At 56.3% G+C, this 25,515-nt stretch carries 19 protein-coding genes; 8 read left to right on the plus strand and 11 right to left on the minus strand.

The window, feature by feature from the left end; all coding sequences use genetic code 11:
• Nucleotides 1–83 precede the first annotated feature (83 nt).
• Together ACQQZ8_RS12445 and ACQQZ8_RS12450 are read left to right on the plus strand one after the other, a co-directional pair.
• Nucleotides 84–1,088, plus strand: a complete 1,005-nt coding sequence (locus ACQQZ8_RS12445) for a PhzF family phenazine biosynthesis protein (protein ID WP_431710117.1) — start codon at nucleotides 84–86, stop codon at nucleotides 1,086–1,088.
• A 45-nt stretch (nucleotides 1,089–1,133) separates the two neighbouring features.
• Nucleotides 1,134–2,642, plus strand: coding sequence for a DHA2 family efflux MFS transporter permease subunit (locus tag ACQQZ8_RS12450; RefSeq protein ID WP_431710118.1), 1,509 nt, complete (start codon nucleotides 1,134–1,136; stop codon nucleotides 2,640–2,642).
• A 71-nt stretch (nucleotides 2,643–2,713) separates the two neighbouring features.
• On the opposite strand, the gene ACQQZ8_RS12455 is transcribed toward ACQQZ8_RS12450, so the two are convergent.
• The gene (locus ACQQZ8_RS12455; protein ID WP_431710119.1) at nucleotides 2,714–2,947 is read right to left on the minus strand and encodes a hypothetical protein; all 234 of its coding nucleotides are present in this window, start codon (nucleotides 2,945–2,947) and stop codon (nucleotides 2,714–2,716) included.
• A gap of 110 nt (nucleotides 2,948–3,057) precedes the next feature.
• Nucleotides 3,058–3,495, minus strand: coding sequence for a hypothetical protein (locus ACQQZ8_RS12460; RefSeq protein ID WP_431710120.1), 438 nt, complete (start codon nucleotides 3,493–3,495; stop codon nucleotides 3,058–3,060).
• Between the two features lie 215 nt (nucleotides 3,496–3,710).
• Here ACQQZ8_RS12460 and ACQQZ8_RS12465 point away from each other — a divergent pair, with 215 nt between their 5' ends.
• Both ACQQZ8_RS12465 and ACQQZ8_RS12470 read left to right on the plus strand, forming a co-directional pair.
• Nucleotides 3,711–4,400 (plus strand): TetR/AcrR family transcriptional regulator, encoded by a 690-nt coding sequence (locus ACQQZ8_RS12465; RefSeq protein ID WP_431710121.1) that lies wholly within the window; start codon nucleotides 3,711–3,713, stop codon nucleotides 4,398–4,400.
• A gap of 79 nt (nucleotides 4,401–4,479) precedes the next feature.
• Entirely contained in the window at nucleotides 4,480–5,709 is a 1,230-nt protein-coding gene (locus ACQQZ8_RS12470; RefSeq protein ID WP_431710122.1) for an acyl-CoA dehydrogenase family protein, read from the plus strand.
• 59 nt (nucleotides 5,710–5,768) lie between these two features.
• Here the strand turns inward: ACQQZ8_RS12470 and hrpB are convergent, their stop codons facing one another.
• Both hrpB and ACQQZ8_RS12480 read right to left on the minus strand, forming a co-directional pair.
• The gene (gene hrpB / locus ACQQZ8_RS12475) at nucleotides 5,769–8,318 is read right to left on the minus strand and encodes an ATP-dependent helicase HrpB (protein ID WP_431710123.1); all 2,550 of its coding nucleotides are present in this window, start codon (nucleotides 8,316–8,318) and stop codon (nucleotides 5,769–5,771) included.
• Complete coding sequence (locus tag ACQQZ8_RS12480) at nucleotides 8,315–9,106, minus strand: alpha/beta fold hydrolase (protein ID WP_431710124.1); 792 nt, start codon at nucleotides 9,104–9,106, stop codon at nucleotides 8,315–8,317. The genes hrpB and ACQQZ8_RS12480 overlap by 4 nt, the downstream gene beginning before the upstream one ends.
• Nucleotides 9,107–9,417: 311 nt before the next feature.
• Between ACQQZ8_RS12480 and ACQQZ8_RS12485 the strand changes: the two genes are divergently transcribed.
• The 3 genes from ACQQZ8_RS12485 to ACQQZ8_RS12495 all read left to right on the plus strand — a co-directional run bounded on the left by ACQQZ8_RS12485 (nucleotide 9,418) and on the right by ACQQZ8_RS12495 (nucleotide 12,498).
• A complete protein-coding gene (locus ACQQZ8_RS12485; protein WP_431710125.1) occupies nucleotides 9,418–9,540 on the plus strand; it encodes a hypothetical protein in 123 nt (40 codons plus the stop codon).
• Nucleotides 9,541–9,804: 264 nt separating this feature from the next.
• Entirely contained in the window at nucleotides 9,805–10,866 is a 1,062-nt protein-coding gene (mgrA, locus tag ACQQZ8_RS12490; RefSeq protein WP_431710126.1) for an L-glyceraldehyde 3-phosphate reductase, read from the plus strand.
• Nucleotides 10,867–11,115: 249 nt separating this feature from the next.
• Nucleotides 11,116–12,498: an NAD-dependent succinate-semialdehyde dehydrogenase gene (locus ACQQZ8_RS12495; protein WP_431710127.1), complete on the plus strand. Its 1,383-nt coding sequence runs from the start codon at nucleotides 11,116–11,118 to the stop codon at nucleotides 12,496–12,498.
• 67 nt (nucleotides 12,499–12,565) lie between these two features.
• Here the strand turns inward: ACQQZ8_RS12495 and ACQQZ8_RS12500 are convergent, their stop codons facing one another.
• The 5 genes from ACQQZ8_RS12500 to istA all read right to left on the minus strand — a co-directional run bounded on the left by ACQQZ8_RS12500 (nucleotide 12,566) and on the right by istA (nucleotide 22,788).
• The gene (locus ACQQZ8_RS12500; RefSeq protein ID WP_431710128.1) at nucleotides 12,566–13,699 is read right to left on the minus strand and encodes an HTTM domain-containing protein; all 1,134 of its coding nucleotides are present in this window, start codon (nucleotides 13,697–13,699) and stop codon (nucleotides 12,566–12,568) included.
• Nucleotides 13,696–14,511 carry a DUF5819 family protein gene (locus ACQQZ8_RS12505; RefSeq protein WP_431710129.1) on the minus strand — a complete coding sequence of 272 codons (816 nt, stop codon included), beginning with the start codon at nucleotides 14,509–14,511 and terminating at the stop codon, nucleotides 13,696–13,698. The genes ACQQZ8_RS12500 and ACQQZ8_RS12505 overlap by 4 nt, the downstream gene beginning before the upstream one ends.
• A 178-nt stretch (nucleotides 14,512–14,689) precedes the next feature.
• On the minus strand, nucleotides 14,690–20,284 hold the full coding sequence (locus ACQQZ8_RS12510; protein WP_431710130.1) for a choice-of-anchor G family protein: 5,595 nt from the start codon (nucleotides 20,282–20,284) through the stop codon (nucleotides 14,690–14,692).
• Between the two features lie 192 nt (nucleotides 20,285–20,476).
• Nucleotides 20,477–21,256 (minus strand): IS21-like element helper ATPase IstB, encoded by a 780-nt coding sequence (istB, locus tag ACQQZ8_RS12515; protein ID WP_431710131.1) that lies wholly within the window; start codon nucleotides 21,254–21,256, stop codon nucleotides 20,477–20,479.
• 2 nt (nucleotides 21,257–21,258) lie between these two features.
• Nucleotides 21,259–22,788 carry an IS21 family transposase gene (gene istA, locus ACQQZ8_RS12520; protein WP_431710132.1) on the minus strand — a complete coding sequence of 510 codons (1,530 nt, stop codon included), beginning with the start codon at nucleotides 22,786–22,788 and terminating at the stop codon, nucleotides 21,259–21,261.
• Between the two features lie 584 nt (nucleotides 22,789–23,372).
• Between istA and ACQQZ8_RS12525 the strand changes: the two genes are divergently transcribed.
• Nucleotides 23,373–24,044, plus strand: a complete 672-nt coding sequence (locus ACQQZ8_RS12525; protein WP_431710133.1) for a LuxR C-terminal-related transcriptional regulator — start codon at nucleotides 23,373–23,375, stop codon at nucleotides 24,042–24,044.
• Nucleotides 24,045–24,054: 10 nt separating this feature from the next.
• Here ACQQZ8_RS12525 and ACQQZ8_RS12530 read toward each other — a convergent pair whose 3' ends face one another.
• A complete protein-coding gene (locus ACQQZ8_RS12530; RefSeq protein WP_431710134.1) occupies nucleotides 24,055–24,666 on the minus strand; it encodes an SH3 domain-containing protein in 612 nt (203 codons plus the stop codon).
• A 204-nt stretch (nucleotides 24,667–24,870) separates the two neighbouring features.
• Entirely contained in the window at nucleotides 24,871–25,371 is a 501-nt protein-coding gene (locus ACQQZ8_RS12535; RefSeq protein ID WP_431710135.1) for a ferritin, read from the minus strand.
• Between the last annotated feature and the right edge of the window lie 144 nt (nucleotides 25,372–25,515).

Below are 25,515 nucleotides of genomic sequence, written 5' to 3' on the forward strand. Positions count from 1 at the left end.
GGTAGCGCAGCTAAGTGTCATTCTCTATGGCAACAACGTAACACCAGCTGACCTACCCACCGGAGTATGCCACGATGCAGTATATGAGCCGCACCTTTCCGTATCAGCAGGTAGATGTTTTCGCACCAACCCCTTTTAACGGCAACGGCTTGGCGGTGGTCTTTGCCGCCGAGGGGCTGAGCACCGATCAGATGCAAGATTTCGCACGCTGGATCAACCAGTCAGAGACGATCTTCTTCGTTCCCCCCAGCGATTCGCGGGCGGACTACGCTATCCGGATTTTCGCCCCAAGCACCGAGCTACCTTTTGCCGGGCACCCCACCCTGGGCGCAGCCCATGCCTGGTTGGAGGCCGGCGGCCAACCAGCCAACCCGGAACAACTGATCCAAGAATGCCCCGCCGGGCTAATCGATGTGCGGATCGAACGAGAACCCAGCAACACCCACTTACGCCGACTTGCGTTCCTTGCGCCCCCGCTTACCCGCAGCGGCCCGCTGGAAGAGGACATCTTGCAGTGGGCAATGGGCGGACTTGGACTACAACCCGAGGATGTCATCGCGCACCAATGGCTGGTCAACGGGCCTAACCATGTGGGACTGATGTTGCGTGATGCCGACGTGGTCTTGAGCATCGAACCTGACTGGGTGGCCCTGGAAGGACTGGAAGTCGGGGTTATCGGACCATATACCGCCGCCAGCATTCCCATGGGTTCCTGGCAATCGCGAGAAAGCGTCTTACCCCGGCTGGCGGGTACCCGCGAGGAACTCCGTCCGCTAGACGCATCGGATCTACAGCGTTCGGAAGAACGCTTCGCTGCAGTCGTCGTGCAACCACCGGCAGACTTCGAGGCCCGCGCCTTCGTGCCTAGCGAGTTCATCCCCGAAGATCCGGCCACCGGATCGCTCAATGCCGGTTTCGGACAGTGGCTCACCGAAGCAGCGTTGGCCCCACAACGCTACACGGTGCGTCAGGGCACCCGGGTGGGCCGAGCCGCGATTCTGCACGTGGAGCACGACGAGGCCGGGGTTTGGGTGGGCGGGGACGTCGTCACCCGCATCGAAGGCCATGTTAGTTTCGACGCAAAGTAATTGCCTTGAGCACCCCTGGGCACTCCTGGGGTCTAGGCTTGGCAGGTGACTTCCACCGAATTTGATTCCCGCTCCGCATGGCGGGCCCTCTGGGCTTTGGTCATCGGTTTCTTCATGGTCCTGTTGGACACCACCATCGTCTCCATGGCGATGCCGGCCATTATGGGCAGCCTCGAAACCGATCTGACCGCGATTATCTGGGTCAATAGCGCCTACCTGCTGGCCTTCGCGGTGCCACTGTTGGTTACCGGGCGGCTTGGAGACCGCTTTGGTCCGCGCAATATCTATCTGGTGGGCTTGACGGTCTTTACCCTAGCTTCGCTCTGGTGCGGTCTCTCTCCAAGCATTGGTCACCTCATTGCCGCGCGGGTCTTGCAGGGTCTCGGTGCGGCCATGATGTCACCGCAATCGATGACGCTCATTACCCGACTCTTCCCCTATGCCCGGCGCGGCGCGGCCATGGGCGTTTGGGGCGCAGTAGCAGGTATCGCGTCGTTGATCGGTCCAATCGCCGGCGGGGTGTTGGTCGATACCCTCGGCTGGCAGTGGATCTTCTTCATTAACCTGCCCGTCGGTGTGCTGACCTTCATTCTGGTGCAACGTTGGGTTCCCCAACTGCCCATCCACTCGGCCAGCTTCGATTGGGTAGGCGTGGCACTTTCCGCGGTGGCGATGTTCGCGTTGGTATTCGGAATCCAAGAGGGCGACGCCACCGGCTGGCAACCGTTTATCGGTCCACTGAGCTCCGTTCACCTGATCATTATTGGACTGGTTCTATTCGCCGTATTCATTTGGTGGCAAGCTGAAACTCGGAAGGAACCATTAGTTCCGCTCGGACTTTTCAGCGTCCGCAACTTCTCATTGGCGAATATCGGGATTTGCTTTATGGGTTTGGCCATCACCACGATGGGCCTGCCAATGATCTTTTACCTGCAGTCGGTTCGCGCCCTGACCCCGACCCAGGCCGCCTTGCTGCTGGCCCCGATGGCGGTGGTGGCCGCAATCTGTGCCCCGGTGATCGGCAAGAGCGTCACCCGTCACGATCCCCGCGTATTCGCGGTTCCTGGGTTCGCCCTGTTCGGCGGCGGCATCGTGGCCTTCGCGTTGCTGATGCACGCGGAGACGCCCTTGTGGTTACTGCTGATTCCGTCGGCTATACAGGGCGTAGGGTCGGCCTTGATCTGGCCGTCGTTGTCGCTGGCCGCCACCCGAGATCTAGGCCCGGCCAACGCCGGTGCCGGATCCGGAGTCTATAACACCACCCGACAAATTGGTGCGGTACTGGGTTCGGCCCTCATTGCGGTGCTGATGCAGGCGCGGATTACCGCTCAGATCCGTGCTCAGGAGCTAGGTTCCGGCGCGGAAGCTATGCCCGATGTTTCCGGGGAGCTTGTTCCAGGGGTTGCGCTACCCACGGCGCTACATGAACCGATCTCCGTTGGTTTAGGTCAAGCCTTACTCATGCCGGGGCTGGTAGCGCTGGCTGCAGTATTGGTGGTGACGTTCTTCCGTTCGCAGTCCACAGTAGCAACCAAGTCCGTGCCACGGGGCTAACCACAAAAGAGAATCCCGGTGAGCTCAGCACGGAATGATGCTAAGCTCACCGGGAGTTGCCAGCTGCCGATTTATTGCTGATTCTCTGGCTTGTTTTTGAACTCGTTAACCTTCTCCGAGATCTTTTCTTGGGTCTCAGCAGCTAGCTCACGGGCCTGCTCACTAGTCTCCGAGGCGAATTCCTTCACATTTTCGGCCGTATCTTGGGCAAACTCTTTAATGTTTTCCCCGGCATCCTCGGTGAACTCTTTAACGTTTTCTACCGCTTCGTCCAGCTTCTTTTTGGCGTCATCGAAAAAACCCATGTCTTGCCTTTCAGCTACGCATTTCTCACCATGGGACTACGAGGATTCGGTAGTTCCGGGGTAATCCTACCGCCGCGGCAGTCATGGATGTCGGGACATGAACGAATAAATCAGTCCTTGTGCTTCTTTTTCTGTTGGCGGTAGGAGCGGCGGCCGAACATCAAGGCAACAGCCATACCTGCCAGCCAGACGTCCTTGGCCAGCGCTATGCCATCGGCGGTTGGGCGCACACCATCGGATTCGGTCATCCCCGGGGTACGCAGGTAGCTGGAGATCATCACACCGGAAAAAGCTGCTAATCCTAGGCCGGCTAGGCGTGAAGGGATCAGTGGAAGCAGTAGCGCAGAACCGAGCCCGATTTCAGCCCCGGAGACCACCTTCCCAAAGACGGCCGGTTCCAGCGATGCCAATTGTGGGACACCGTTGACGGCCATCTGCTGAAGACCGGCAGCGCTTTCTTCGTCTAAGCGCATTTTGTTGATGCCACTGTTGAGGATGAAAGCACCACTGACGAGACGTAGTGCTGCATTCGCAATTGAGATACCCACAGATATTCACTTCCTTCGATAGTGTTGCGTCTCTGGCCATGCCCAGTCACTAAACTGCCAGGCATCTGTTATTCACCCTAATCACCGTTGACCTCGATCACAATCATCTGACACGCGCTCACCGCAGATCTTCAGCTTCCCATTGCCGCGCAGCACTCGTTGACTCGACGTTGTAGCGTAAACGGCTGGGGCTAGTCATGCTAGATTCAAAAATTATGATCTCTTCATCCGCCGTACCCGCAGCTGCCCTCGAATTACTCATTGAGCAGGGTTTTGATGCCACTAGTGTCGATCAGCTCGCGGCAGCCGCCGGGATCTCACGTTCCACTTTTTTTCGGCGTTTCGGATCGAAGGAAGACATGGTCTTCGCTGATCAGGAAATGATCATCACACATTTGCAGACCCTGCTTGGCAGTAGCTCCGCACCGGCACTGCAGGCTCTGGTCGAAGCGGTCGGAGTGGTGTTCGACCAGTACACCGCCAATCCGCCCGCCGCACAGCTGCGCCATCAGCTCCTCCAAGAAGTTCCGGCTCTGCGGGAACGTGAACTGGTGTCCACTCACCGCTTCGAGCGAGCCTTTAATGGCTTCCTGAACATGCGCCAGCTTTTTGATTCTGCTGAAACTCAGGCCCTGCGTCTAGGGATCAGTGCCGGGATCGTAGCCATCCACAATGATCATTTGCGTAGCTGGCTGCGAGAGAACACCTCTACCAGCCGTGAGGCCTTGGCAGAGGATGCTCGTCGTTTCCTCTCGCGTTTCAGCGACGTGTTAGCGCCGGAGACGCAGCCCGTGGACTCAACACCCAGCGCCACGGTAGTGATCTCGGTGATCAAGGGCGAGGCAGATCAACAACAGATTCTTGAGCAAGTGAGCCGCGCCTTGAATGAAGCCCACGGAAAATGAAACACAGTTTCTTGACTTGACACTTAGTTCCACTAGGCTTGGGGGTGAGACCTATCCCACTGCAGCAAGGAACCCTGAGATGAGCCAAGAAACTACCACCGTTTTCCCCACCGGAGTCACCGAGCCCGAGTACGACCTGTGGGGTGCCGACGTTCAGATCGACCCAACCGGGATTTTTGAGGATCTCGACGAACAGGATCGCATATGGTGGGACAAGGCTCGTGAGTTCAGTTTGCAGCACGTTCGCCCGACCATCCACGAGTACTGGGATCAGGCGAATTACCCCTTGCACTTACTCAAGGTGCTCGGTGATGCGGATCTATTGCGCGATGGCCAGAACCCCGCCGGAAGCACCCCCATGAGCACCATGGCTGCCGGGCTTGTGAATATGGAACTGCACCGTGCCGACGGTTCGGTAGGAACCATCGTCGGCGTTCAGGCAGGTCTCGCCGTACGTTCGATTCTGAAGTGCGGGAGCCCCGAGCAGATAGAAAACTACGCGGTACCGATGATGCGCGGCGAACTTCCCGGCGCATTCGCACTGACCGAGCCAACCCACGGTTCGGACTCGGTTGGGCTCGAAACCCAAGCCACTCGGGTCGCCGGAGGCTATCTGATCAATGGCGAAAAGAAATGGATCGGCAACGGTTCAGTCGGCGGCATCACCGTAGTATGGGCCCGCGATGAAGCCGACAACGTGCGCGGTTTCCTCGTGGATCAAGCCTCCCCGGGGTACCGCGGAAGCACCATTGAAAACAAACTTTCGCTGCGTGCCATCTGGCAAGCTCATATTCGAATGGACGATGTATTCGTCCCGGACGCCATGGTTTTACCCGCGGCCAAAAGCTTCAAGGATACCGCCGGGGTTCTCTTCGCCACCCGGCTAGGCGTAGCTTGGGCCGCCGTCGGCCACGCCACCGCCTGCTACGAATCGGCAGTGCAATACGCCCAGCAGCGTATCCAGTTCGGCCGACCTCTGGCCGCCACCCAGATTGTGCAGGAGCGACTGGCCAGAATGCAGTCCGAGCTGGCAACCATCCAGCTGCTCGCGGTGCAATCCACCAAACGTGAGATGCAGGGCAAACTCACCGGCCCAGCCGCTTCGCTGGCCAAATACACCGCCACCCGCACCGCCCGCTCCATCGCTGCCAACGCCCGCGATCTACTCGGCGGCAACGGCATCCTGACCACTAATCGGGTGGCTCGGCACTTCGCTGATATGGAAGCCCTCCACACCTATGAGGGAACCGAAACCGTTCAGGCCCTCATTATGGGCCGAGCCATTACCGGGCACTCCGCGTTCGCCTAACCGACTCGGACCTTTCGGCTTTCCAGCCCCGGCAACGGTGCGCTGGAAAGCTGATTGTCCTACCCCAAACGCTTCTTTGTCTTGGCCGTCGCCACATGCTCCCACGGATTTTCCGGCCACGGATGCTTCGGATAGCGGCCACGCATTTCCGAACGCACCTGCGCATAGGGTCCGTTCCAAAAACTTGCCAAATCTTCGGTGACGGCCAGTGTGCGCCCCGCCGGCGAGAGCAGATGAAACTGCACCGCCACCCTGCCTTCCAGTAACCGCGGAGATTGTGCCAAACCAAAGCACTCCTGCAATTTCACGGCTACCACCACCGGACCTTCTGCTTCCTGCGGGTCGGGGAATTGCAGGCGAATGCGTGAGCCACTGGGAACTTGCAGTCGCTCGGGCACCAACTGATCAAAGTCATGTGCGTGCTGCCAAGGTATCAACCGGCGGAGTGCCGCAGCTAAGTCAATCTTCTCGCCTCGTTGTCCGATGACCAGCGCCGCCAGTTCAGCTTCCAGCCACTGCTCGCTGCAGCCGATCAGCGAGGCTTCATCCATGGGGCTAAAAGGTTCGCCCCATTCCCGATGCGCCAAGGCCAGCCGGGCGCGCAGTACCGAGAATTCTGGCTGATGCCCAAAAAGTTGTAGCCCCTCACGGTGCAAAGCCGCCCGAACCGCTTGCTGTGCTAAGTTCGCCTCAGCCTTCACCGGGGTGGACAAGAGTTCGATGGCACCGAGAGATTCGATTCGGCGGGCGGCGAGTTTCCCCTCACGGTACTCGGCCTGTTTGGTCACTTGATGTAATTGCGGTACTAGGTCCAGTACCTCCGCACGCCCAATCTCCGCCGCCAGCCGGATGACCGCTTGCGCTCCGCTGCGACCCACCTCGGCAATGGCCAGAAATTCTGCCTCGTCCAAGTGGCTTTTTGGTGGTAGCTTAGCCCGGGTTCCAGAGGCCAACAGGTACTCCCCCACAGCCACTCGGTATCCCACCCAGTGCGGGTAAGCCAGTGCGATGATCCCTGCCACGGCCTCAGAATCGCTCGCCTGTTTACCCCCGAACCGTTCAGCTAGACGTTGAAATCGCGCCCGTTCATTGGCCCAGGATCGGTGCCCCGGGTGTTGAACGGATTGCAGCTGCCGCAACAAGCCCTGCGCGTCTGCGTCGCTGGCCCGTTCGGTACTGGTCAGCAGTGCAACCACCGAGGCCGCGGCCCGAGCCCCGAAATACTCAGCTCCTTCAAGTAACGCCCGCCCTAGTCGAGGTTCGGCCGGGATTTGGACCAGCGCGGCGCCTTGTTCGCTTAACCGCCCTGAGTCGTCTACCGCGCCAAGCGCAACCAGCTGGGAATGCGCTTCCTGCATTGCCGTAACCGGCGGACGCGCCCACATATCTAATCCTTCACCACCCGGGGTACCCCAAGCACACAGGTATAACGCTGCCTGAGTCAGATCCGCGGTCCGGATCTCCGGGGTGAGGTAAGCCGCAGCCGCGGTAAAGGAGCGTTCGTCCAAGGTGCGCACCACCTTGCCCGGCCCCAAACGTCCAGCACGTCCGGCCCGTTGGGTGGCCGAAGCGCGGCTGGCCACCACCGTGACCAATCCACTCATTCCACGTGCGGCGTCCCGTCGCGGTTCACGCGCGTACCCGGAATCGATCACCAGGTTCACTCGCGGTACGGTCAGCGAGGACTCGGCAACCGAGGTTGCCACAATGATCCTCGGCGGTTCGTGGGGTGACGGGTCACGAAGAATCTGGTCCTGTTCCCAGCCCGGAATCCCGGCGTGCAACGCCAAAGCCGCGATCCTGCCATCGGTCTCAATCGCTTGGCACACCCGTTGAACTTCGGCCACCCCGGGAACGAAAACCAACGTATCGTGCGCCTGCCCGTCGGCGGTATTTAGCAGGGTGTGCTCAATCGCGTTGCGCGCAATGTGCTGCAAGTATTCCCGCTCTAGGCCGCGTTCGCCATTGCGGGTACCGTTAAACGCGGCGAATTCTGCTTCGACAGGGTGCTGAATCCCCTGGCCGGACACGATCCGCGCTGGTACGCCACGTGCTAAAAAGTCTGCCAATTCCTCGGCGTGCAGGGTAGCGCTCATGACTAGCAGCGCAAAGTCTTCACGCAACTGACTGACCTGGTTCAGCATCGCCAGCAGGAGATCGGTGTCGATGGATCGCTCGTGAACTTCATCGACGATAACCGCGGAAATATTCGGCAGATCCGGGTTTTGCAGCAACCTGCGTAACAACAACCCTGCGGTGACAAATTCGACCCGAGTACCGGGCCCGGTAGCTTGTTCCCCGCGCACCGAAAAACCAATCCGCTCTCCCACTGCGCTACCGTCGAGGAACGCCAAACGACGTGCTGCCGCCCGCGCCGCCATTCGTCGCGGTTGAGTGACAATAACCCGTCCGGTCAATCGATGCGCGGCCAAAGCATTCGCTACCGCAGGTGGCACGATTGTGGTTTTTCCCGAACCCGGCGGCGCCTGAATCACTTGCGGTAAGTCCACCGCTTCGGCCAGATTCTGTTGCACCTGCTGATAGTTCTCCCCGAATGCCAACCCCGAAGAAATCAGCGTCAGGTCAAACTCTGGACAGGACTCACTCATTGGCTTACCCGTTGGATAAAGCCCGCAATAGCTTCGGTGACCGGTTCGATCGGGTACAGCGTCCCGCCATGAGTTCGGCCCACCAGCGAGACCATACGCGCCTGAGGCATGGTTCTAGCCATCACCTTATTGTGCTCGAAGCGTGGCTGATCCCGGGTCCCGATCAGCAGCAAGGTGGGTACGCGCAGCGAGCTCAGTGCATCAAGTTCGATGTTCTGCTGAGTTTCAGCGGCTTCAAAGTAGGCGGCCAGAGCCAGTGGGTCATTGGCCAGAAAGGCCATCCGAGTGGCCGGGTCGAGTCGTCCACGGGTTTCTTGACCGGTAACAAACCCTTCAATGTCCCCAGCACGCAACACATCCAAGTAACCATCGAAGAATAGACCGTCTATTTCCCCGGATTCGATGGCATAGGTTCCGCCGAGCATGCTGAGACTCAGCACCCGCTCTGGCTGTGTCAGGGCAATAGCTAACGCGGTGCGGCTTCCCATGGAATATCCCACGAAATGTGCCCGCTCCAATCCGAGGTGATCCATCACCGCGAGGATATCGCCGGTAATCAGTTCCATCGAATAGCTGGCGCTATCGTGCGGTTTGCCGGACTTACCGTGGCCACGCAGATCAATGCGGATGGTGCGTCGCTGCCCGCCCAACGCTTTGGTGTAGCCCAGCCCACGCCAAATCGACCGGGACAGCGCCGACCCGTGCAGGAAGATGATTGCTTCACCAGTGGCGCGGTCATCGTCGAAGTAGATCTCGGTTCCGTCGGCAGAATTGATAATACTGGGCATACCTTCGATTAAAGCTCACCCTCAGGGCACAGGGTAATTCCTAACTGGCTCTGGTGCACTGCACAGCCAGCACCTAGGTTCGCTTCTTAGAGTAGAAGTACCTCAATGAAGGTGCGAGTGATGATTGCAAGCGCCGGATGTTGTATCCCCTTCCTCTTGGAAACAACATCCGGCGTTTGGCTTTTAATGATCCGTGCTGGTTCCCCCTGCAAGTATGTCCAGCCTCTCGACAAGCGCTGCGAAGAAGAGAACACTGGAGACAGATCCTTAGGATCCGTTCACTGTTGGTGCAACCTCGTAAAGGACAGCTCATGACTCAGGAACCCCAGAAGCAGCCGAGCGACGAAGAGATTCAGCATGACCACGATGAGGAACTAGTGGAGGAATGGGAAGATGAATCTTTCCCCGCATCCGACCCACCCTCAAACTATTGAATCCCCATTTCCTTGGCTGTGCTCACGAAACACTCAGCAATTTTCAAGAATCGCTTCCTAGAGTGGTGCATACCTTCTCAAGGTGCGAGTGATCTACAGAACCGATCCGTGGCGGCGTTACCTCCTTGACCGCCACGGATCGGTTTTTCTTTCCCCGGGCTTCCAACTGGCATCCACCACCGGGTTATGAGCAAAAAGACCCGCGCGGTGTTCTAGGCTTAAACCTGTTCTTGGCCTTGGCCAGTAAAAAGAGAAAGGTGCACCGTGGAGTACGAACGCTTCAGCTCAACCGTAGATTCCCACCGCCCGTGGGTCGCCGCAGCGGATCGATACGAGCATTTCGGGTATCGGCGGGTGGGCTCCTCCGGCTTACTTCTCCCACCCATTTCTCTGGGGTTGTGGTGGAACTTTGGAGACAACCGCACCTTCGACAGTCAGCGTGAAATCTTACGTCATGCTTTCGATAACGGAATCAACCACTTCGACCTGGCCAATAATTACGGCCCGCCGGCTGGGTCAGCTGAGGAAAACTTTGGTCGGATGCTGCGCGGAGATTTCCGGCCTTATCGTGATGAGCTGATCATTTCCTCCAAGGCTGGTTGGGATATGTGGGCCGGGCCCTTCGGTACTTTCGGTTCACGCAAGTACTTGATGTCTTCCGCCGATGCCTCTCTGCGACGGATGGGGCTGGACTACGTCGATATTTTCTATTCACATCGATTCGATCCAAAAACTCCTCTGGAAGAAACCATCGGGGCGCTGGATACCTTGGTCCGTCAGGGGAAGGCCCTATACGTGGGCATTTCGTCCTATTCCTCTGAACGCACGGCTCAAGCGGCCGCCATCGCCAAGGATTTAGGCACCCCGTTGGTTATCCACCAGCCCTCCTACAACATGTTGAATCCGTGGGTGGAGCACGGATTGCTACAGACCCTGGAGCAGGAGCAGATGGGATCGATCGCGTTCACGCCGCTGGCGCAGGGGTTGCTGACGGATAAATACTTGGGGCGCAACGAAGTCGAGCGTTCCGGAGGACGCCGTTCCTTGGAGGATCAGCTAACCGAGGAGAACCTGAAGAAAATCCAAGCACTCGACGCACTAGCTCAAACTCGTGGCCAGTCCTTGGCGCAGCTTGCCATCGCTTGGCTGTTGCGTGATGGCGCTGCCACCTCGGTGCTTATCGGTGCTTCATCCACAGTGCAATTGGACGAGAATCTCGGCGCGTTGCAGAACACCGAATTCAGTGCTGCGGAGTTGAGTGAAATTTCCTCTATCACTCAAGGAGATGCCGGTATTGACTGGTGGAAGACCTCGGCCATCGGCTAGCAGAGAACTGTAGTTTCAGGGGTCGGAGCGGATCTGCCACTCCGACCCCTGAGAAGTACTCAAACTCCACGGTTTCCGTACTTTGACGCGGCCGATTCGACTAGATGCGCAGTGGCCTAATTCCGCCACCACAGATAAGCTCAGAGATGCGCGTCGTGAGCCGCTTCACATCGAGTCGATAACAACGACCGTTGCAGCAGCCACGAGTAATTGGCAAGCACGTCTTTGTACACATCGACAGGAGCGATAATGAGTGCCCAAACCTACAAGGTCCTAAATCCCGCCACCGGCCAGATCGTTGAGGAATTTCCGGTAGCCACTGACGACGAGGTTCAGCAGGCCCTGTCTGCCTCACAAAGCGCCTACGAATCGTGGAGCCAGAGCGACATTCACGACCGAGCCAAGATCGTGACGCGGATCGCCGAAATTTTTGCCGAACGCGCCGATGAATTGGGTCGAGTGATGACCACCGAAATGGGCAAACCACTGTCCGAGGCCGTCGGAGAGGCCGAGTTCTGCAAGGAAATCTTCGAATACTTCGCCACTGAAGGTCCCACACTGGCAGCGGATCAACCGATCAAATCGCTCTCCGGGGGCAAGGCCGTAGTTCAGAAGCGTCCTGTCGGCCCTCTCTTAGGCATTATGCCGTGGAACTTCCCGCTCTACCAGGTGGCTCGTTTTGCTGCCCCGAACCTGATGCTGGGCAACACCATCATTCTGAAGCATGCGGAGTCCTGCCCGCGGTCAGCACTGCTAATCCAAGAAATCTTCGACGCCGCAGGCCTACCGGCTGGGGTCTACACCAACCTGTTTGCTACCCATGAGCAGATCTCCACGATCATTGCAGATCCACGTATTCAAGGGGTCTCGTTAACCGGTTCGGAGCGGGCTGGAGCCATCATCGGTGAGCAGGCTGGCCGTAACCTTAAGAAGGCCGTGCTGGAGCTGGGCGGATCGGATCCATTCGTGGTTCTCGATTCCCAAGATATCGCCGGGATTGCCGAGTCCGCATGGGGGTTCCGCATCGACAACACCGGCCAGGCTTGTAACTCAAATAAGCGAATGATCGTCATGGAGGACATCTATGACGAGTTTGTCGCCGAATTGACGAAGCATGCCGAAGGACTGAAGCCCGGAGATCCGCTAGAGGAAGCGGATGGAACCTTCGCGCCGATGTCTTCGCGCAAAGCCGCCGAAGATCTGCACGAACAAGTACAAGACGCCGTCTCCAAGGGTGCCACGTTGCACGCTGGCGGGGTACTACACGATGGTCCGGCCGCTTACTACTCCCCTGCGGTATTGACCGGAGTCACTAAAGACATGCGGGCCTACTACGAGGAGCTTTTCGGACCGGTGGCAGTGGTCTACAAGGTTTCTGATGATGAAGAAGCCTTGGCGTTGGCCAACGACACTATCTACGGGTTGGGTGGCTCAGTACATTCCGAGGATCAAATGCGGGCAGAGAAAGTCGCCATGCGCCTGCAGTCCGGTATGGCCAATGTGAACGCTGCCAGTGCTGAGGGTGCCGAAATGCCTTTTGGTGGCGTTAAGCGCTCCGGATTTGGGCGCGAACTCGGCCCACTAGGCATGGATGAGTTCGTCAATAAGCGCCTGTACTACATCGGTGACTAGTTAAACCAAAACGTTGGTTCGCCAAGGGTAATCCTAGCGAACCAACGCTTTTGGCTTTCCGAAGTGTTTACACTAGAGCTTTCTCTGGCTGCCTTGTAACTTCCGCATCTTCTGTCGAGGAATTATTTTTCGCTTCGTTAGGCGGTTGGGCCGAATGTTTAATCCATCCCAAGAGCCGCAACCAAGTCACGTCTCGGACGAAGATTGCATCGATAGCGATCATCGACAGGGAGAACCAAGGGATACCCATCAGGAGGGCAATGGCGACATGGAAGGACACTAGAGCAAATAGAATCGGAATTCGCGTCCATCGGTGCAGCAGTGCCCCAGGGAATACGATTTGAATGATGATCGATCCGATGCTTCCCAGAGCCACCACTCCCGCAGAAACAATGATCAGATCATTTATTTCTGGCCATGGGCTAAAACGCATTGTGCTCAAGGGCCCGTAGATGGCCGAGCCGTCTTTCCAAGTTGCACCACCAGCTTTAAATAACGCGCCGGCCACATAGATCATGAAGACCTGGCAGGCCAGAGCAACAATGGCTAGGTTGTGCAGCAGACTAGTCAGCTCTACCGGAAGCACCCGATTGCCGTTGAGCAGCTTCCTAAATACTGATTTTTCACTTGCGACCGCGTTCTTTCGTCGAACCGCGTCAAAGGATAGTTTTCCTGAATGGTCGGTAAAGAGCATCAGGATCATAGCGATTCGTAACGCGTTGTCGCCTTGGTCGCCTCCGAAGTACGGCGCTTCGATCAGATTAATCCAAAGCACGAGAAGGATCGGTAGGACGACACGCGCCCGGTAGCCAACGATCAACGCCAGCGATAAGGCCATGAGAACCAAAAAGTACACGGTAACTAGAACTTCGTTACCGGCAATTTTCTGAAACAGCTGGAATAGCCAGACGTCATTAAAGATTCCATACTGCTTTTCCAAATGGCCCGACCAAGCTGCCGCAGCCCCATAGGTATAGTGCCTCGTACCGAAGTTAGTGAGCAGAAGTCCTAGAGCTGTGCAACCGATGAGGATTCGCGTTACAGCGATGCCATATGCAGCTCGCTTCCCGTCCAGCAACCAGCTCTCAATGGTGAGCAAGACGCGGGACAATGCCTTAAGTAGATGCCTCGGACCTTCTCGCCACAGAGCAGTCCATAGTCGGACGAAAATTGTTAGAACTTTAGAGAGTTTCTCTTTCATCGCTTTTCAACTTCTTCCAACGATGCGAACACCTCGGCAAATTTCTCTTCATTCTGTCCAGAGACAACGCTTGTTCCTCGCCAGCCAGAAGTAATGTAACTCGGCGCTGGCCGTTCAGCATCTGGTTCGTTGCGTTGGCTGAACGGAACTATGTTTTGGTATCCAACGCGAAATTGAACAGACCTGACGTTGTCCCCCCATAGAGCCTTGGCAACTTGGGTTGCATACGCTGTGGCGATGCCCTCCAATTCAATAAATTCTCTGGTGTCCTTCTTGGCGGAGTTACCAGCTTTCTCGACGACCTCGGTAAGAGCGCTGGCATATCGCTCCGACCAATCTTCACCTTTGAAGTAATTGTGTCCGACGGATTTTTGCTGCTCATCTGTCAGATCTCTATAGGCCCCGCGATATTTGTTCACAAGGTGGTTAGATGCCAAAGATGCACGGGCTGGAAAAAAATTGTGATGAATAAGATCCATCTCACGGCTTACCGCGTCTACCCACTCTGTCCGCTCGGCACCCTGGTCATTCTCTACCACAGCGCGAACAAGGAAAATATTGTCACTTGCGATCGGTTTTGGGGCAAAAACTGACCAGTTCTGGCTAAACGTTGGCGACATATAGACCTGTAGGGCTTTACCGGGAACCATCTCTCGAAGCCCATTATTCGGTGCGATCCACAAGAAAGTAGCGAATATATGCCAAGCGGTTGCCAATACGCACAAGATGCCAACTACGCGCAACCAAACAGGCCGCTTTTTCGCAGAGGCCTGAGGCCTCTTGCTCTCGCTGATCGTTGTCTGTTCGTTCATGCCTTCATCTTCAACATTCGGTTCGAAGCTGCAGCCATGCTTTGAGTTGTGCTGAACAGCTATTGGAAAATCCCCTACTGCAATTCTGGCTGGCTAGGCCCGCAACAGTGAAGTAGATGACGATGAGCCAGACTGCCGAATGGCAGTCTGGCTCATCATCTAATTACCACTTCTTGAATCAGACCTTCGCCCGACGACCGAAGTGGATTCCCACTCCAGCCAGTACCAAAGCCAAGGCCAGACCTCCGATGATCAAGGCTCCCGAAGCCCCGGTGTCTACCAGTTCTTCATCCTTATCATGACCATCAGTGCCGTCAGTTCCATCGGTACCATCAGTGCCGTCAGTTCCATCGGTACCATCAGTGCCGTCAGTTCCATCGGTACCATCAGTGCCGTCAGTTCCATCGGTACCATCAGTGCCGTCAGTTCCATCGGTACCATCAGTGCCGTCAGTTCCATCGGTACCATCAGTGCCGTCAGTTCCATCGGTACCATCAGTGTCCGTCTCACTTGGCTCGACAACTGTGAACACGGTTGTGTCCTCAGTTATCGAGTCGTTGGCAGTCACACTGTAGGCCCCTGGAGCAACATCATTGAAAGTTACACTCCAGTTTCCTGCATCATCCGATTCAGTTACCAGTTCTGATTCAGCGATTGCTGGCAGCGGCAATTCACCTTGAGGTACGAGCTCTGCGTTCACGTTGACCGTGACGTTTGGCATCGACTTACCCGTAACTGCAACGTTCGGGCCTTCGACTTGGGAATTTTCAATCGGGGTCCCGATAGCTACGGGGATGTAGGTTCCATCGGAATCCGACCCGTCAGTTTCAGTGCCGTCTACTTCAGTACCCTCAACCTCAGTACCTTCAACCTCGGTACCTTCAACGTCGGTGCCGTCAGTTTCAGTGCCGTCTACTTCAGTACCCTCAACCTCAGTACCTTCAACCTCGGTACCTTCAACGTCGGTGCCGTCAGTTTCAGTGCCGTCTACTTCAGTACCCTCAGTCTCGGTGCCATCGGTCTCGGTGCCATCGGTCTCGGTGCCATCGGTCTCGGTGCCATCAACCTCAGTACCCTCAGTCTCGGTGCCATCGGTTTCAGTGCCATCAACCTCAGTACCCTCAGTCTCGGTGCCATCGGTCTCGGTGCCATCAACCTCAGTACCCTCAGTCTCGGTGCCATCGGTTTCAGTGCCATCAACCTCAGTACCCTCAGTCTCGGTGCCATCGGTTTCAGTGCCATCAACCTCAGTACCCTCAGTCTCGGTGCCATCGGTTTCAGTGCCATCAACCTCAGTACCCTCAGTCTCGGTGCCATCGGTCTCGGTGCCGTCTACTTCAGTACCCTCAGTCTCGGTGCCATCGGTTTCAGTGCCATCAACCTCAGTACCCTCAACCTCAGTACCCTCAACATCGGTGCCATCGGTTTCAGTGCCGTCTACTTCAGTACCCTCAACATCGGTGCCATCGGTTTCAGTACCCTCAACCTCAGTACCCTCAGTCTCGGTGCCATCGGTTTCAGTGCCGTCTACTTCAGTACCCTCAACCTCAGTACCCTCAACCTCGGTACCTTCAACGTCGGTGCCATCGGTTTCAGTGCCGTCTACTTCAGTACCCTCAACCTCAGTACCCTCAACCTCAGTACCCTCAACCTCGGTACCTTCAACTTCGGCGCCTTCAGTGCCGTCTACTTCAGTACCCTCAGTCTCGGTGCCATCGGTTTCAGTGCCGTCTACTTCAGTACCCTCAACCTCAGTACCCTCAGTCTCAGTGCCATCGGTCTCGGTTCCATCAACCTCAGTACCCTCAACCTCAGTACCCTCAGTCTCGGTGCCATCGGTTTCAGTGCCGTCTACTTCAGTACCCTCAACCTCAGTACCCTCAGTCTCAGTGCCATCGGTCTCGGTTCCATCAACCTCAGTACCCTCAGTCTCAGTACCTTCAACGTCGGTGCCATCGGTTTCGGTGCCGTCTACTTCAGTACCCTCAACCTCGGTACCTTCAACGTCGGTGCCATCGGTTTCGGTGCCATCGGTTTCGGTGCCGTCTACTTCAGTACCCTCAACCTCGGTACCTTCAACGTCGGTGCCATCGGTTTCGGTGCCATCGGTTTCAGTGCCGTCTACTTCAGTACCCTCAACCTCAGTACCTTCAACCTCGGTACCTTCAACGTCGGTGCCATCGGTTTCAGTACCCTCAGTCTCGGTGCCATCGGTCTCGGTGCCCTCAACCTCAGTACCCTCAGTCTCGGTGCCATCGGTTTCAGTGCCGTCAACCTCAGTACCCTCAACCTCGGTACCTTCAACGTCGGTGCCATCGGTTTCGGTGCCGTCTACTTCAGTACCCTCAGTCTCGGTGCCATCGGTTTCAGTGCCGTCAACCTCAGTACCCTCAACCTCGGTACCTTCAACGTCGGTGCCATCGGTTTCGGTGCCGTCTACTTCAGTACCCTCAGTCTCGGTGCCATCGGTTTCAGTGCCGTCAACCTCAGTACCCTCAACCTCAGTACCCTCAACATCGGTGCCATCGGTTTCAGTGCCGTCTACTTCAGTACCCTCAACCTCAGTACCCTCAGTCTCAGTGCCATCGGTCTCGGTGCCATCGGTCTCGGTGCCCTCAACCTCAGTACCCTCAGTCTCGGTGCCATCGGTTTCAGTGCCGTCAACCTCAGTACCCTCAACCTCGGTACCTTCAACGTCGGTGCCATCGGTTTCGGTGCCGTCTACTTCAGTACCCTCAGTCTCGGTGCCATCGGTTTCAGTGCCGTCAACCTCAGTACCCTCAACCTCGGTACCTTCAACGTCGGTGCCATCGGTTTCGGTGCCATCGGTTTCGGTGCCGTCTACTTCAGTACCCTCAGTCTCGGTGCCATCGGTTTCAGTGCCGTCAACCTCAGTACCCTCAACCTCAGTACCCTCAACATCGGTGCCATCGGTTTCAGTGCCGTCTACTTCAGTACCCTCAACCTCAGTACCCTCAGTCTCAGTGCCATCGGTCTCGGTTCCATCAACCTCAGTACCCTCAACCTCAGTACCCTCAGTCTCAGTGCCATCGGTTTCAGTGCCGTCAACCTCAGTACCCTCAACCTCAGTACCTTCAACGTCGGTGCCATCTGTTTCAGTGCCGTCAACCTCAGTACCCTCAACCTCAGTACCTTCAACGTCGGTGCCATCGGTTTCAGTGCCGTCAACCTCAGTACCCTCAACCTCAGTACCTTCAACCTCGGTACCTTCAACGTCGGTGCCATCGGTTTCAGTACCCTCAGTCTCGGTGCCATCGGTTTCAGTGCCGTCTACTTCAGTACCCTCAGTCTCGGTGCCATCGGTTTCAGTACCCTCAGTCTCAGTGCCATCGGTCTCGGTGCCCTCAACCTCAGTACCCTCAGTCTCGGTGCCATCGGTTTCAGTGCCGTCTACTTCAGTACCCTCAACCTCAGTACCCTCAGTCTCAGTGCCATCGGTCTCGGTGCCCTCAACGTCTGTGCCATCGGTTTCGGTTCCGTCTACTTCAGTACCCTCAACCTCAGTACCCTCAACCTCAGTACCCTCAGTCTCAGTGCCATCGGTTTCAGTGCCGTCGGTCTCGGTTCCATCAACCTCAGTACCCTCAACCTCAGTACCCTCAGTCTCGGTGCCATCGGTTTCAGTGCCGTCTACTTCAGTACCCTCAACCTCGGTACCTTCAACGTCGGTGCCATCGGTTTCAGTGCCGTCTACTTCAGTACCTTCAACCTCAGTACCCTCAGTGTCAGTACCTTCAACCTCGGTACCTTCAACCTCGGCGCCTTCAGTCTCAGTGCCTTCAGTCTCAGTGCCATCGGTCTCAGTGCCGTCTACTTCAGTACCCTCAACGTCAGTACCCTCAACCTCGGTACCCTCAGTCTCGGTGCCATCGGTTGGGTCCGTTTCATTTTCATCGGACACCACAACGATATTTACTGAGTCAGAGTTTCCAGTATCTTCAGTATCGACTGCTTGCACATCATAAGTGCCCGGTTCAACATTCTGGAAGACGAAAGACCAGGTGCCGTCAGGCTGAACGGTTACGGTCTGTGGACCCTGAACAAGATTCCCGTCAGCACCTATTAATGACACGTTTAGAGTGGTTTCTGGTTCAGCGGTACCAGATACGAAAATAGTCGATCCAGTGAGCTCTTCATTGTTTACCGGAGTAACAATGACAATCGGAGTCTGCTCATTTTGCGCACGCACTGCTGAGGTTCCCAATGAGACCTTTGCTGCATTCGCGTTCGGGAGCAATGTCAAACTCAGTGCAGTGACATAACTTGCTGGTTGACCAGATAACTCCGTATCGGCTTGTTCGTTCAGTGTCACCTGAAGTAGCGCTGAAAGAGCTGGGTTTAACGCCGGAGCCAACGGAGTGACGATCGAAGCAACTAGGGCATCCACTGCAGGCTTAACTGCGTCAATGGTGGTAGTCAGCAAAGTACCCACCACAGGACGGATGATATTCACAACCCGCGAAAGTAGTGGCGCGACTGCTTCCCCCAGCCCGTCGCCTTCGATAACAGGTTGATTCCCACTGACACCTGCGAAGTCACCCAAAGTTCCGCTGACAGTAACTGCAATGTCGACTAGTAGCAATCGCACATCGAGGTCAACCACGAGTTCAACGCTATTAATTGTCGCGATCAGTGCGTCACGGAGATCAGTGGTCACATTCGTCAAAATTGTGGTCAGCTCGGTGGTGATCAGAGGGATCGTGTTAACGCTAACCAGCTCAGTCCCGGCATCTTGACCGTTTAATCCACCAGAAATAATCTTCGATAGATCGACTGTGACGTCACCCGTTCCTAGGTTCACGCTAACTAGGCCGGTATCTGAAGTGATCGTGCCTTGGAGCACATCGGTTTTCACTGTCGCCAATGCTTCAGGTAATCCGTCAATACCCAAAGTTGCCGTTTCAACGCCCAAGTTGAGTACTGGGAGCGAGATCGCTTCCAGTGATCCTACAAGGCTACCGAGGACACCTGTGGTTCCCAGTGCGGTGTTGAGCGTCGTGCCGGTAGCATCGACGACGTCGCCAAGCGCAGTCGTCAGATTCTCAACAGCAGGGCTCGATAGATTTAGACTAGCGTTAGCCAGACCATACGTGCGCTCAACAGAACCATTCTCCGCTTCCGCGCGAGAAGCCAAAGCCCCTAGCTCGAGCGCTACTTCATCCACGATTTCGTCGGTTAGCCCATCGATGCCAAGCTGAGCAAGTAATGCGGTTGCATCGATCTGGGCGGGGTCGTTTCCAGAAACTGCACTGAGATTAATGGAGCCATCCTCGGCAACGGCGCCGGACGAAGCAATCGCCGATGTGGAGCTCGGTGTTGATGCAAAACTATGAGCTGCGCCGAGTTCACCAAGGTGCAGTAAACCACCATTGCCAGCATTGCTGATCAGAGGAAGTTGAATGCCTCCCCCCAGGTCCAAAGCGACGCTGTCGTTCAATAAACCAACATTCAGCGGATTCCGAACCGCGTCACTGCCTGCGTCGCTCGGAAAACCCTGGGTACTTGTTGCTACATCGGCAAGGTCAACGCCGAGCAGGTTTGCGTCTAATACCTGACCTAACGCTTCTGATGTGTCTGCTGGCGCCGCGTTCGCGGCACCAACTGCTGGGACAGCAAATAACGTTGCCGCTACGACACCCGCCAAAAGCCGGCGACCGCTACCACCCCTCAGTCCATTTAGCGGCGGTGAAGCTTTTTGCACCACTTTTCCTCCAAGGATCATCTCAAGATGTCGGCGCCTGCATTGGAACATGAGACACCCAACTTGACCCTAGAAGGATACACAGGGAATGTCAAGGGACATTGGTTTCTGCCCACGGGCGGCCACGAAAAATGCCCACCATTGGCCAACAAAACTGCCCGCTGACGGCCACCACCACTGCCCACTGTGAAAGTAATTTCCAGCCTGGCGGTGACCAACAGCAGTCCACCCCGGGAACTCGTCCTAGTGCAACGCGCTCACCCCCGCCCCGGCCAGCGCCTGAGTCAGTCGGACCGAGTCACCACTGGTCTGGCAAATATGGGCATGGTGTAGCAACCTGTCCACTGTCGCGGTAGCAAGAGTCTTTGGCATCAACTCGTCAAACCCCGCGGGGTGCAAGTTCGAGGAAATCGCTACCGAGCTCTTCTCATACGCGGCATCAACCACCCGGTAAAGCGCTTCAGCAGCGTCTTCAGGCACCGGTAACAACCCAATATCATCAATAATGACCAGGTCAGAACGCAGAATCTTGTCCACGGCTTTGCTCACTGACGCGTCGACCCGGTGTGAGCGCACGATCCCGGCAAGGCGTTCAAGGGTAAACCACGCAACTTTCAGCCCTTCATCCACCGCGTGCTGCCCCAACGCTTCGAGGAAGAACGTTTTACCAGTGCCAGAAGGGCCTGCCAGCACAAGGTTTTCCGCACGCTGAACCCATTCCAAAGTTCGTAAGGCCTGCTGCGTCGCAACCGGGATGGTTGAAAGCGTTGGATCCCATGTATCGAACGTTTTCCCAGTGGGAAACCCTGCGGCTTTGCGCCTGCTAGCGATCACCGACCGGGAACGGCCGGTTGTTTCCTCCTGAAGTAAGGCCCGCAGCACCTCGGCCGGTTCCCACCGCTGGGACTTTGCCGTGGCGAGTAGTTCGGGGGCCGCGAGGCGGGCGTGTGGCATCCTTAGGGCACGGAACTGGGCTTCGAGGTCTTCTGGAAGCGGTGGTGCGGAATTGATGCTGATCACCATTTCTACTGTTCTCCTGTCGGTTCAGTGGCCCCGAAATCGGCCCATGATCTGGTTCCTTGCGTCAAGGAACTCTGCTCACTACCCTGATGCTTCACGGGCTGATTGCCAACGACTTCACAGGCCAAGATGGAGCGTAAGTCTTCATAACCGAACCGATGATGCGTCGCAGCTAACCCGAGGGCCCGGTCCACCGCAGCAGTGCCATGTAACTTGGCAAGGCTGACCGCTTCAGCCATTTTCACCAAGATCCGGTCCGTGCCTACCGCGGCCGCTTCACACAGCCAGGTGGTGGCTCCGGCACCGATGGCGCAGAAATCTCGTTCTGCCTGGGTACGGGGCTTAGGCTCTTTCACTCCCGGAATCTTCTGCTCTTGATTCCCGGAGAAATGCTCGGATTTCACCGCCACCATCCCCGGGCCCAGCTTCAAGTGCGAGGCCACCTGTTCTGGCCCGTCAACACCTTGATGAACAATGACCACGGTGGCTTGTAAACCGACTCCCACGGTGCGCACCCACACCGTTTCACCGAGCAACCGTCCGGGCACTGAGTAGCGTGCGTTCTCATAACTGATCATGGAAGTGTTCATCGGCACCTTACGGCTTTCGCCCAGCGCGAGGGTGAACGGCTCATCCGGGATCCGGTGCAGCGCACCCTGCTCTGTAGCGGTGAGCAGGTCCATCGGTGCTTGCCCAGTGGACCGGTGTTTCTTCTGATTCACCTGCGCCATGAACTGGTCGCAAGCCTCCTCAAGCTCTTCAAAAGAGTTGTAAGCGGGGCGCAAGTTCGTCTCTGTGGGTACGAGATCCGCCTTCGCGATTTTCACCGCGTTCTCCACTCCGCCCTTCGTTGCTGGATCTCGTGGTTCACAGGTCAATACGCTCACCGAGTAGTAGCGGGCGAACGTCACCGCCGACCTGTTACGCACCGGGATACCGGCTACATGCATCACCGTCACGGTTTTCTCGTTATCGGTCAACACATACGTCGGCGCACCACCCAACAGCCGGAAGGTGCGGTCCAAAGCGGCGAACACGGTAGGCCCCTGCCGGTCAGGCAACGCGAGCACAACCCGGAAGCGAGACCAAGCCAACCAGGCGACGAACAGCACGGTTTTCACGCCGTTCACCACTGGCCCATCACCGAAATCGTACTGAAGCCACAACCCTGGCTCGGTCACCCACGGCAGATGATTGCGCTGATTGCCTAGCCGATAGGAACGCTTCAGCTCGGCCACCGATCGGCGGGTGGAACGTTCAGAACCGGTGTAGCCCATGCTGATGAGTTTTTCGTGGACTTTATCGGCACGGATCAGGCCCGAAGACTCACCAATGAGCTGCTCAATTATTACCCGGTACTCATCGGTGATTTTTGTGCGGGGTTTCATCCCAGGAATCGGAGCGCCTGAATTACGGGCTTTGACGTGCTTAGCAACGGTGTGGTGTGAGCAGCCGGCAAGTTCGGCGGCTGCGCGAAACGAACCGGTTCGGTCGTACGCTGCAAGAATTTCCATGATTTCTCCGTCAGACTTCATAGAGGGGCTCCTTTCAGAACCATGGGTTGATGAGTTGTTGGTACTTTTCATCAAACCCGATGGAAAGGAGCCCCGCTCTCTTCCCTCGCCGAGGTGGCATCAGGGTGAGAACAAGGTTGGTTATGAAATCAGTGGGCAAAGAGTGCTGGCCATGAGCGGGTAATTCTGCTGTCCGTCAGCGGGCAGTTTTGTTGTCCGTGTGTGGGCATTTATTTGGCCACCTATGGGCAGTTTTTCATGTCCGCTTACAGGGAACTATCAGGTTTTTTGTATCCATTTCTGAGCCCCGGAAGTCTCGATATTTTGGCCATCCGGCTAAAAAGAAATATCCAATCGTTACCTACTTTTCAGTAAGTAGCCGATTGCCAGCTAATTGTCAGGTTCTCCTGAGGATTTACATTTTGCTAATAGACTTTCGCATAGAGATACCGTTTCCATCACACCTTTTTTCGTCGTAAAGGATGACAAGGTAGGCGACACTGACTATACGATGAAGAGCAATGGCGAACTAGCTAAGGGGCAGGATCCTACTTGGGGAAGTGAAGCTCGCTAGCACGGATAAAGTTTGAACAAGGAATGGCTTTATGTTGACTTCCCCGCTGCGTGTTCATTTGGCTGATAGCGACCACTTTTCGCGCGCAGGTATCAGTAGTGCGCTGGCTGAGGCGCAAGATTTGGTATTAGAAAAGTATTATTCATCGATTGCGGAAGCTGTTGAGGGTTCGATTACTCATCTGCCCGATATCGTCCTAGTTGAGGGAACGCTGAAAGGCGAAAACCTTGACGACGCGATCAGCAGCATCGTTTCTGGCTCCCCGACCACCAAGGTCGTGATGTTGGCGGTACAACATGACACAAGCAGCATGACTAAGGCCCACGCTGCGGGAAGTTCTGGTTACCTGACGAAAGACACCATACAATTCGAACTGCCGGCAGCATTACGAATGATCGCCGAGGGCTACTCGCTGTTCGCCCAGCCCTCCGATGATGAGATCTTTCCTCCGCGTTCGCGGTTGTTGACAAATCGTCACGCGGTTTTAGAATCTCTTGGCCCACGCGATTGCCAACTAGTAGCGCTGGTCGCGGCGGGAAATACGAACTCCAGAATCGCCAGGAGCATGCATATCAGCGAGGGCTCGGTGAAGCTCGACCTTGCTAGGATCATGGAGAAACTACAGATTGCCAACCGAGTGCAACTGGCCGTCATTGCAGCCGAGGCAGGGATAATTTCGTTCGCAGATTTGGAATCAAACTGATCGCATCGGATTAGTACACTGTGCGTAACTGACTCGCCGGAATCCACATTATGTCCCCGTCACGCTCAATCTTCCGCCAAGCGCCTTGGCGAGCTACCACGATGACCGCTGTATCGGCCTGCAGGATCCTCGCTAGCGGGTAGTGATCGCCCGGACCACGGCGTGCATTCAATGTAATAGTGGTCAACGCGCGTTGTTGAGGCACCGAGATTAGACTGCCCGGAGAAGGGCGGTTGGGCAGCGACTGCAAATACATGCTGGGCACCCAGCCCAGTAATTCCCCGCACTGTATCTGTGCCCACAGCCCCTGTTGCACGAGTGTCTTGACTTTAGCGCCCTGCTCAACAACCTTGATAATCGGGTATCCAGTGCCAGCCCCCTTGCGCAGGTTCAGTGTCGCAGTGGTGGCGTGAGTATTCTGCACATATGAGTATCGTGATGGTGCTGGGTTATCTGAGCTTTCATCTTCTGGGCGACGTTCATCGCTATCAGGGACGACGGAGATCTCTTCGAGATAGACCGCTGGAACCCAACCGTACATACGCCGCACATAAACCTGTGCCCATGAGCCACGAACTTCTACTAAGGAAAGTTCCTGCCCTTCGGCTATTTGGGTCTGCACCAGATAGTGGCGTCCCGCGCCTTTCCGCAATTTCAGCGTTGCCGTCGTGCGGTGCGTTAGGGCCGGAGTCTGAGAACTCGCCTGTCCGCGTGAGGATCCCACCCGGTTCACATACACCTCGAAAACTAAAAAACTTGGGGAAACAGCGACTGCTGTTTCCCTAAGTTTATTTCAATATTCGATTCGCCGTGTGCAAGGCTAGCTTTAGCTGCTGGACTTACGCGAAGAAAGCTCCGCTTCGATGCGCAACAGACCGCTTCCATCGTCACCGACCAAGCGAATACGATCCAAGATCTCGCCCACAGTGGCTTCTTCCTCGACCTGCTCATCGATGAACCAGTGCAACAGTGGCAAGGCGTCGATATCCGATTCGTTCTGGGCCACACGGTAGAGCTCACGAATGGACTCCGAAACCTTCTGCTCATGAGCCAGCGACGCAGCGAACGCATCTTCGACGGATTTGATGTTCAGGTTCGGGGCTGGCTGCTCTCCAATTGCAGGATGAGCACCGCGGTCAGCCATGTGCATGATGAATTTTTCCGCGTGCTCGATTTCCTCATCGGACTGGGCGCGGAACCACTGGGCGATGCCGGGGAAGCTTTGAACTTCCATCTCGGCAGCCAGCTGACGGTAGACAGTGGCGGCGGCTAGTTCCAGAGTGATCTGCTGGTTGAATGCTTCTGCAAGTTTTCCTGTAAGTTCCATGGCTCTAGCCTACGAGCATTTGGGTGCCTTGTCATCGCAGTTATGACACACTAAGTCAAGGTTTAATTAGCTCACGCTACTGGTTTGACTTGGGGTTAATTGAGGCACAACAAAGTTTGGGTAGGGATACCTAGCTTCGGCGCT

Origin of the sequence: Glutamicibacter uratoxydans (genome assembly GCF_050753455.1) — a bacterium.
Lineage (GTDB): Bacteria > Actinomycetota > Actinomycetes > Actinomycetales > Micrococcaceae > Glutamicibacter > Glutamicibacter uratoxydans_A.

What these genes read in the sequence shown, in the direction of transcription:
- ACQQZ8_RS12445 (WP_431710117.1), top strand. Translation starts at nt 84, where the DNA reads ATGAGCCGCACCTTTCCGTATCAGCAGGTAGATGTTTTCGCACCAACC.
- ACQQZ8_RS12455 (WP_431710119.1), bottom strand. Translation starts at nt 2,947, where the DNA reads ATGGGTTTTTTCGATGACGCCAAAAAGAAGCTGGACGAAGCGGTAGAA.
- ACQQZ8_RS12465 (WP_431710121.1), top strand. Translation starts at nt 3,711, where the DNA reads ATGATCTCTTCATCCGCCGTACCCGCAGCTGCCCTCGAATTACTCATT.
- ACQQZ8_RS12470 (WP_431710122.1), top strand. Translation starts at nt 4,480, where the DNA reads ATGAGCCAAGAAACTACCACCGTTTTCCCCACCGGAGTCACCGAGCCC.
- hrpB (WP_431710123.1), bottom strand. Translation starts at nt 8,318, where the DNA reads ATGAGTGAGTCCTGTCCAGAGTTTGACCTGACGCTGATTTCTTCGGGG.
- ACQQZ8_RS12480 (WP_431710124.1), bottom strand. Translation starts at nt 9,106, where the DNA reads ATGCCCAGTATTATCAATTCTGCCGACGGAACCGAGATCTACTTCGAC.
- ACQQZ8_RS12485 (WP_431710125.1), top strand. Translation starts at nt 9,418, where the DNA reads ATGACTCAGGAACCCCAGAAGCAGCCGAGCGACGAAGAGATTCAGCAT.
- ACQQZ8_RS12495 (WP_431710127.1), top strand. Translation starts at nt 11,116, where the DNA reads ATGAGTGCCCAAACCTACAAGGTCCTAAATCCCGCCACCGGCCAGATC.
- ACQQZ8_RS12500 (WP_431710128.1), bottom strand. Translation starts at nt 13,699, where the DNA reads ATGAAAGAGAAACTCTCTAAAGTTCTAACAATTTTCGTCCGACTATGG.
- ACQQZ8_RS12505 (WP_431710129.1), bottom strand. Translation starts at nt 14,511, where the DNA reads ATGAACGAACAGACAACGATCAGCGAGAGCAAGAGGCCTCAGGCCTCT.
- ACQQZ8_RS12510 (WP_431710130.1), bottom strand. Translation starts at nt 20,284, where the DNA reads ATGTTCCAATGCAGGCGCCGACATCTTGAGATGATCCTTGGAGGAAAA.
- istB (WP_431710131.1), bottom strand. Translation starts at nt 21,256, where the DNA reads ATGGTGATCAGCATCAATTCCGCACCACCGCTTCCAGAAGACCTCGAA.
- istA (WP_431710132.1), bottom strand. Translation starts at nt 22,788, where the DNA reads ATGAAGTCTGACGGAGAAATCATGGAAATTCTTGCAGCGTACGACCGA.
- ACQQZ8_RS12525 (WP_431710133.1), top strand. Translation starts at nt 23,373, where the DNA reads ATGTTGACTTCCCCGCTGCGTGTTCATTTGGCTGATAGCGACCACTTT.
- ACQQZ8_RS12535 (WP_431710135.1), bottom strand. Translation starts at nt 25,371, where the DNA reads ATGGAACTTACAGGAAAACTTGCAGAAGCATTCAACCAGCAGATCACT.